Consider the following 7,368-nt stretch of genomic DNA (forward strand, 5'->3'; position numbering starts at 1 on the left):
AGTTAACTCATAGAAGCGCTTCAAGGTCGAAGCGTCGTTAGTCTGTGTAACCTACGGTCAGGAATCCGCATAGTCCGCCATGGCGTCGCTCAACCTCGAGGAGGTCAGCGCCCTGTTTTGGGGCCGAGGGCGGACTGGCAGGTTCAGGCTGCGGTTGTTCAAAAGCGGACGTTCGGTTGAACGGGGACATAGTCGTGACCTGACCCAAAGTAGCCCGTCGGCAGCACCCGCGATCGGACCATAAACGACGCCGTGTGAGGAATGGCCCAAGAAACGTGGTGAGTTGATCGCTGTCGGCGCCGGCACTGCACGCTCGCATTCGAGGTAGGACTAGAATACGCTCGCCGCCCGGAGCTTCGACCTACGGAAGAGGCAGGACACAAGTATGGAGCGACGCCTCACCGCAATCCTTGCTGCCGACGTCGTCGGCTACAGCCGCCTCATGGGAGCCGACGAGGTTGGCACACTCACGCAGTTGAAGCACCTTCGCGCCGAGGTGATCGAGCCTAGGATCGCGCAGGCCCATGGACGCATCGTTGGTTCCGCCGGCGACAGTCTGCTTGTCGAATTTGCCAGCGCGGTCGACGCGGTACAATGCGCGGTCGAAGCCCAGGAGGGATTGGCCGCTCACAATGCAAGTTTGCCCGAAGACAAGCGCATGACTTTCCGCATGGGCCTGAATTTGGGCGACGTGATTGCAGAGGACGACACAATCTACGGTGATGGTGTGAACATCGCCGCGCGGATCGAGAAGCTTGCAGAGGCTGGCGGCGTCTGCGTCGCGAGCAACGTCTACGAGCAGGTAAAGGGTAAACTAGACTATGCCTACACCGACCTCGGTAGCCATCAGGTCCACAACATCGTGGAGGCGGTGCGCGCCTATCAGGTCAGTCGAGCAAAACCAACTCCGGTATTCTCGACAAGGGAGAGGCTGATGCTTCCCGAAAAACCGTCCATCGCGGTCTTGCCATTCGACAACATGAGTGGCGACCCCGAGCAGGGCTACTTCGCAGACGGCATGGTGGAGGAGATCATCACCGCGCTGTCCCGGACGCGCTGGCTGTTCGTCATCGCGCGCAACTCGAGCTTTACCTACAAGGGACGGGCAGTGGACATTAAGCAGGTCGGACGCGAGCTTGGTGTGCGCTACGTGCTTGAAGGGAGCGTGCGCAAGGCGGCGAGCAGGGTTCGCATCACCGGGCAGCTTATCGACGCGACAACGGGAGCACATCTATGGGCCGACCATTTCGACGGCGAGCTGGAGGACGTTTTTGAGCTGCAGGAGGAAGTGACCAGGAGCGTCGTCGGAGCGATCGCTCCGAAGCTGGAACAGGCAGAGATCGAGCGGGCCAAGCGCAAGCCGACCGAGCACCTTGACGCTTACGACTACTATCTGCGCGGGATAGCAAGCCTCCACCAGTTGACCAGGGAATCCACCGCAAACGCCCTCCAGTTGTTTTACAAGGCCATCGAACTCGACCCTGAATTTGCCTCGGCATACGGCATGGCCGCCTGGTGTGCCGTCATTCGCAAGGCGAACGGTCGGATGACGGATCGCAAGCAAGAAACCGCCGAAACCGAGCGCCTGGCTCTGAAGGCCGTGGATTTGGGCAGGGATGACGCGATCGCTCTTTCCCGCGGCGGGACCGCGCTCGCCTACGTCGTGGGCGACAACAATAGCGGGGCAGCGTTCATTGATCGCGCGCTTGCGCTCAATCCGAACCTGGCTACCGCGTGGCTATTCAGCGGCTGGATCAGAGCCGACCTCGGCGATACGGAAACCTCACTTCGGCACCTGGCGACTGCGATACGCATGAGCCCAGTCGACCCGCTCATGTTCGACATGCAGAATGCGGTTGCAGTGGCTCATCTCTTCGCTGGTCGATTTGAGGAGGCATCATCTTGGGCTGAAAGGTCGTTGCGGGAAAAGCCGGACTTTTTGCCGTCGTTGCGCTTTGCCGCTGCAAGCTATGCTCACGCCGGCCGAACCGAGGATGCGCAAAAGGTCGTGAGCCGAATTCTCGCCCTCGATCCGGGCCAACGAATTTCCAATCTCGCCGACTTCGTTTCAGCCGTCCCAGCCCATATGGCTCTGCTTGCAGAAGGTTTGCGAAAGGCGGGGCTGCCGGAATAGCGCTGCCAGGCTGGCGCATCGATCACGAGTTGGGAACGCACCGAGATCGCAAAGACCGCACCGTGGGTGGCGTCGGCCCGGCACAACTCGCCGTAGGGCGCCGTACAAGCGATCCCGCGTCATCCATGGCGTCGCTCAGGGCGGACCGACCGCTTCTGGCGTACGCGAAGCGAGTAGCGGACATTTAAACCGATGGAGCTGAGGCCCTGGATTGGACCCGAAGCCGTCACGGTCCGATTGCGAGGCAACTGCCGCGAACAAGCGGCAGGGAAGGTGGGACTCGCGCGTCGGTGGCGCTGCGGTAGGGTCGCCAAGGCGTCGCGCGAGCATAGCCTCAAGAAGCGTGATCTGTGGTATGATAGGCCGGTGAGGGCACGCTGGAAGCGCCGGTCCCTAACTGCCTCGGGCCTGCGGCTTGCGTGTCGCGAATCTTGACTGGGGCCCAACATGGAGCGGAAGCTCGCTGCCATCCTTGCCATCGATGTCGTAGGGTACTCGGCGCTCATGGAGGCGGATGAAGCGGGCACATTCGATCGGCTGAAACGTGGCCGCAAAGAGCTGTTCGAGCCGGAAATCGAGACGCGACACGGGCGAATCTTCAAGCTGATGGGAGACGGCCTGCTGGCGGAGTTCGGCAGCGTGGTAGATGCGGTCGAATGCGCGGTCACGCTTCAGCGCGGCATGGCGGAACGTAACGCGAGCGTCGCCGAAGACCAGCGCTTCGAAGTCCGGATCGGGATCAACCTTGGGGAAGTGATCGTCGAAGGGGACGATCGCTATGGCGAGGGCGTGAATGTGGCGTCGCGCCTCCAACAACTCGCCGAGCCCGGTGGCATCTGCGTTTCGGAGAAGGTGTCCAAGGAGGTCAGGCAGAAGCTGGCGTTTGCGTTCGAGCCCATGGGCGAGCAGCGGGTGAAGAACATAGCCGAGCCGATATACTGCTATCGCGTGAACCTGCAGCTTCCGAGAGCGGCTCCGGTCGGGCGACTGGCATCGCTGGAATTGCCCGACAAGCCCTCAATCGCGGTTTTGCCTTTCACCAACATGAGCAACGATCCGGAGCAGGAAACCTTTGTCGACGGCTTGACCGAAGACCTGATCACCGACCTGTCTCGCTCAGCCGGCCTCTTCGTCATCGCGCGCAACTCGACCTTTGCTTACAAGGGGAGGTCGGTCGATGTGCGTTTGGCCGCGCGTGATCTTGGGGTGCGCTATGTGGTTGAAGGCAGCGCCCGGCGCGCTGCAGCGCGCGTGCGCATCAACGCGCAGTTGATCGACGCGATCGGCGGCGATCATATCTGGGCCGAGCGCTACGACAGCAGCCTCGAGGATATCTTTGCAGTGCAGGACGAGGTCACGGCCAAGATCGTCGAAGCCCTTGTCGGCCGATTGGCCGGACAGCCGGCGCGCAAACGGCCGTCAAGTCTCGAAGCCTATGACCTCTGCGTGCGAGCCCGCGGCGTCAGTTTTCAGACCGGGTTAGGCGCGCGGGAAGCGCGCATGCTCCTGGAAAGGGCGATCGGACTCGATCCCGACTATGCCGAGGCACATAGCTTGCTGGCCCTCAATCTTTGGCTTGGCTGGCTGTTCTGGAACGAGCCGAAGGAAACCAACCAGCCTCGCGCGCTGGCTGAAGCGCAACGGGCTGTGGCGCTCGACCCTAACGATGCCGGGAACCGCTGGGGGCTGGGCATCATACTTGGTCACGAACGGCGATACGCGGAATCGGATGCCGAATTCGAGGCGACCTTCAGGCTCGATCCCAATCATGCCGATGCATGGGCGATGCGCTCGGATCTCATCACCTTGAGGGGCGACGCGGTCAAGGGCGTCGAATTCGTGAAGCGGGCTTTGCGGCTCAATCCGCACCCACCGGGGTGGTACTATTGGATGGCAGGCCAAGCCTATTATGCGCTCGGCGACTATCAATCCGCGGTCGAGGCTTTACGCAAACCGGAAACCTACCGCACCACGTCGCGGCGCATGCTGGCGGCAGCCCTCACGCAGGTCGGGCGCCTGGATGAAGCCCGTCAGGAAGCGGAATTCTTCATGATGAGCAATCCCCATTTCAGCATCAGGCATTGGGCAACATCGCAGCCATTCGACGACGAGGAAGTGCTCCAGCGCTTCGTCGAAGGCTATCGCAAGGCTGGCCTTCCCGACTGAAGAGCGCATTGCTTTGGATCGCCGCCTTGCTCTCGTCAGGGTATAGGCTCGTCTTTTGACTATGAGGGCAATGCCACGCGACGACCGAGATGCTGCGCAAAGCGGATTGCTTTGAACCTTCGCCATAGAAGCACTTCAAGGTCAAAGTGTTGATCTGTGTAACAAACTGTCAGGACCGCTTGGTCCGCCATCGCGTCGCTTAACCTCGAGGTGGTCAGCGTCCTGCTTGGGCCGAGAGCAGTAGGTCCGCTTGTGGTTGAGGGAACAACGATGGCGGACGTTGAGATGCCAATGCACAAAAGCCTACGGATCAAACGAAGCAACAGCCACCAGTTGCTCACGGAGCCAAGCGTTCCCGGCGTCGCGATCAAATCGGCGGTGCCAGTACATTGTGACGTCCATAGCCGGCGGTTCCATCGGTGGTATGAAAATATCCAAATCGAGACGTTCGGCCACCAGACGCGCAAAGTGAGCCGGGATGCTGCCGAGTAGCTCGCTCGTTGCTACGGCGAGCGCCACGGCCTGGAAATGCGGAACGGTCATGGCGACCTTGCGTGACAGGCCGAGCCTTTCGAGCGCAGGATCTATGGTTCCAGTCTTGGCCCCGTCGGCCGAACGCAACACCTGCGGGATGGCGCAGAAAACGTCGGCAGGAATGGTCTCTCCAGGCTTGATGCCCTTTGGCCCCAGCAACGGATGCCCACGGCGGGCGATGCAAACAAGCCAGGAACGGAACAGCTTGTGGCTGACGATCCACTCCGGCGTCTCAAGTGCCCGGTCCAACGCGATGTCGGCCCTGTCGTCGCTCAGCAGGCCGAAAACGTCTGTCGAAGGGTGATCTATCATCTGGAGGGTGATCGACGGCGCAACGGGCGCCACCTTTGCCGCCAGCTTCGGCATGAGCAAAGCCGAGAAATAGTCCGATCCGATCAGCATGAAGGACCGGGTCGACGTCCGAGGATCGAACGTTGCGTTTGCCGTTAGAGCCAATTCGATTTGCACCAATGCCTGGCGCACCGGCTCCTTCAGCTGGAGCGCGCGCGGTGTTGGCATCATGCGGTTGCCGTCGCGCACGAAAAGCTCGTCGCCGAGGATGGAGCGCAGGCGCCCGAGCGCCGAGCTGACCGCCGGCTGCGACAGGCCGACCCGTTCCCCGGCGCGTACCGTACTTCGCTCCAGCATCATGGCGTCGAAAACGCGCAACAGATTGAGATCGAACGCGGCCAAATTCACGGCGCCAATATCCCGAATACGATCATTCGATTTCCGCCAGTCGGATCATTGTTCTAACAATGCAAACGTTGCTGCAGCACCGACCCTAGTTGACCGAACATGGAAAGGGAAACGCGATGGACATCGCCCCAGGCTCGGTGCGCGCAGCGCGCACTGTCAAATGGATGGACACGGTCTACAGGATCAATGTCGGCAGATACCAAAGCGGCGGCATAGTCAGCGTCTTCGAATCCATCGTGCCCTCGCGCGGCGGCCCGCCCGTGCATGTGCACCACAATGAGGACGAAGTGATCCACGTGATCGAGGGCACCTACGAATTCTGGCTCGACGGTCAGTTCATGATGGTGCCCGCGGGCGCGTCGATCTTCCTACCCTGCGGCGTACCACACACGTTCCGCGTTGCGAGTGCCGAGCCAGGCCGCAACCTTACGATTTTGACGCCCGGCGGGCTGGAGGAGTTCTTCGTCGAGGCGGCCGCACGCGAACTGGCCATTCCTGATCAGATGACCGAAGTGGCGGAACTCGCGAGCCGCTATGGGATCGAGTTCCGTGGACCGGCCAAGTGGGTTGACTAGTTCGAACCGTCAGCGAGAGTTGCAATGACGAGGTGGCGCGGTGTCCCGCGTCGCCTCGTCATGACCGTTCAGGACAGATGACCTGGCCTAGGCTGGAAATTCAGCGAAGGGGCGCCCGCTTCTGGATCAACCGGATGATATGATCGTACGCAAATAGGAATGGATACGCGCAACCTCGACCTCCAACTTCGTGCCCGCAATGTCTGCTTGCAGGAAATGGCGATCCTGACATTCCTTGCGCGCGCGACCCTCGGATACCGCTCAAAACGGGTGGACGGACTCGGAGCAGCGAGCTTATAGAACCCGTGACCTCTGTCGCCCGGCCGTGTAACTAATTGCGCAGCAAAAAGATGAATATTTTCAATGTTATAGGCCTATGATCGAAAGACGCTCTCTCCGCCAGAAGGCCTATGTGCCATCATACCCCGCATAATCCGCCCACCCCGCATCCGGTAATCCCATGAAGAAAATTGGCTTTCTGTCGTTCGGACATTGGTCGCCGTCGCCGCAGTCGGGGACGCGCTCGGCGGCCGACGCGCTGCTCCAGTCGATCGACCTTGCCGTCGCCGCCGAGGAGCTGGGCGCCGACGGCGCCTATTTCCGCGTCCACCATTTCGCCCGCCAGCTCGCCTCGCCCTTTCCGCTGCTGGCCGCCGCCGGCGCCAGGACGCGCCGCATCGAGCTCGGCACCGCCGTCATCGATATGCGCTACGAGAACCCGCTCTACATGGTCGAGGACGCCGGCGCCGCCGACCTCATCGCCGGCGGCCGGCTGCAGCTTGGCATCAGCCGCGGCTCGCCGGAGCAGGTGATCGATGGCTGGCGCTATTTCGGTTACGTGCCCGAGGAGGGCAAGAGCGATGCCGACATGGCCAGGCGCCACGCCGAGGTCTTCCTCGAGGTGCTGCGCGGCCATGGCTTTGCCCAACCCAATCCGCGGCCGATGTTCCCCAATCCGCCGGGCCTGCTGCGCCTGGAGCCTTTGTCAGAGGGCCTGCGCGACAGGATCTGGTGGGGCGCGGCCACCAACGCCACGGCGGAATGGGCGGCAAAGTTGGGCATGAACCTGCAGAGCTCGACGCTCAAATTCGACGAAAGCGGCCAGCCGCTCCATATCCAGCAGGCCGAGCAAATCCGCGCCTTCCGCAAGGCGCGGGCGGAGGCCGGCCACAGCCGCGAGCCGCGCGTCTCGGTGAGCCGCAGCATCTGCGCGCTGGTCAACGACATGGACCGCGCCTATTTCGGCGGCAGCGAGGACGA

5 protein-coding genes are annotated in these 7,368 nt (G+C 61.7%); 4 read left to right on the forward strand and 1 reads right to left on the reverse strand.

Features of this window, described 5'->3' with window-relative positions:
* Positions 1-385: 385 nt before the first annotated feature.
* Positions 386-2,134 (forward strand): adenylate/guanylate cyclase domain-containing protein, encoded by a 1,749-nt coding sequence (locus EOA33_RS18110; RefSeq protein ID WP_127406217.1) that lies wholly within the window; start codon positions 386-388, stop codon positions 2,132-2,134.
* Positions 2,135-2,581: 447 nt separating this feature from the next.
* The gene (locus EOA33_RS18115; RefSeq protein WP_127399746.1) at positions 2,582-4,300 is read left to right on the forward strand and encodes an adenylate/guanylate cyclase domain-containing protein; all 1,719 of its coding nucleotides are present in this window, start codon (positions 2,582-2,584) and stop codon (positions 4,298-4,300) included.
* 303 nt (positions 4,301-4,603) lie between these two features.
* On the opposite strand, the gene EOA33_RS18120 is transcribed toward EOA33_RS18115, so the two are convergent.
* The gene (locus EOA33_RS18120; RefSeq protein ID WP_126058344.1) at positions 4,604-5,533 is read right to left on the reverse strand and encodes a LysR family transcriptional regulator; all 930 of its coding nucleotides are present in this window, start codon (positions 5,531-5,533) and stop codon (positions 4,604-4,606) included.
* A gap of 116 nt (positions 5,534-5,649) precedes the next feature.
* On the opposite strand from EOA33_RS18120, the gene EOA33_RS18125 reads away from it, so the two are divergent.
* On the forward strand, positions 5,650-6,108 hold the full coding sequence (locus tag EOA33_RS18125; RefSeq protein ID WP_127406218.1) for a cupin domain-containing protein: 459 nt from the start codon (positions 5,650-5,652) through the stop codon (positions 6,106-6,108).
* 460 nt (positions 6,109-6,568) lie between these two features.
* Positions 6,569-7,368: LLM class flavin-dependent oxidoreductase (locus EOA33_RS18130; RefSeq protein ID WP_145989184.1), on the forward strand; the 800-nt coding region annotated here is incomplete at its 3' end.

The organism is Mesorhizobium sp. M4A.F.Ca.ET.050.02.1.1, assembly GCF_003997725.1.
In the GTDB taxonomy this organism is placed as follows: domain Bacteria; phylum Pseudomonadota; class Alphaproteobacteria; order Rhizobiales; family Rhizobiaceae; genus Mesorhizobium.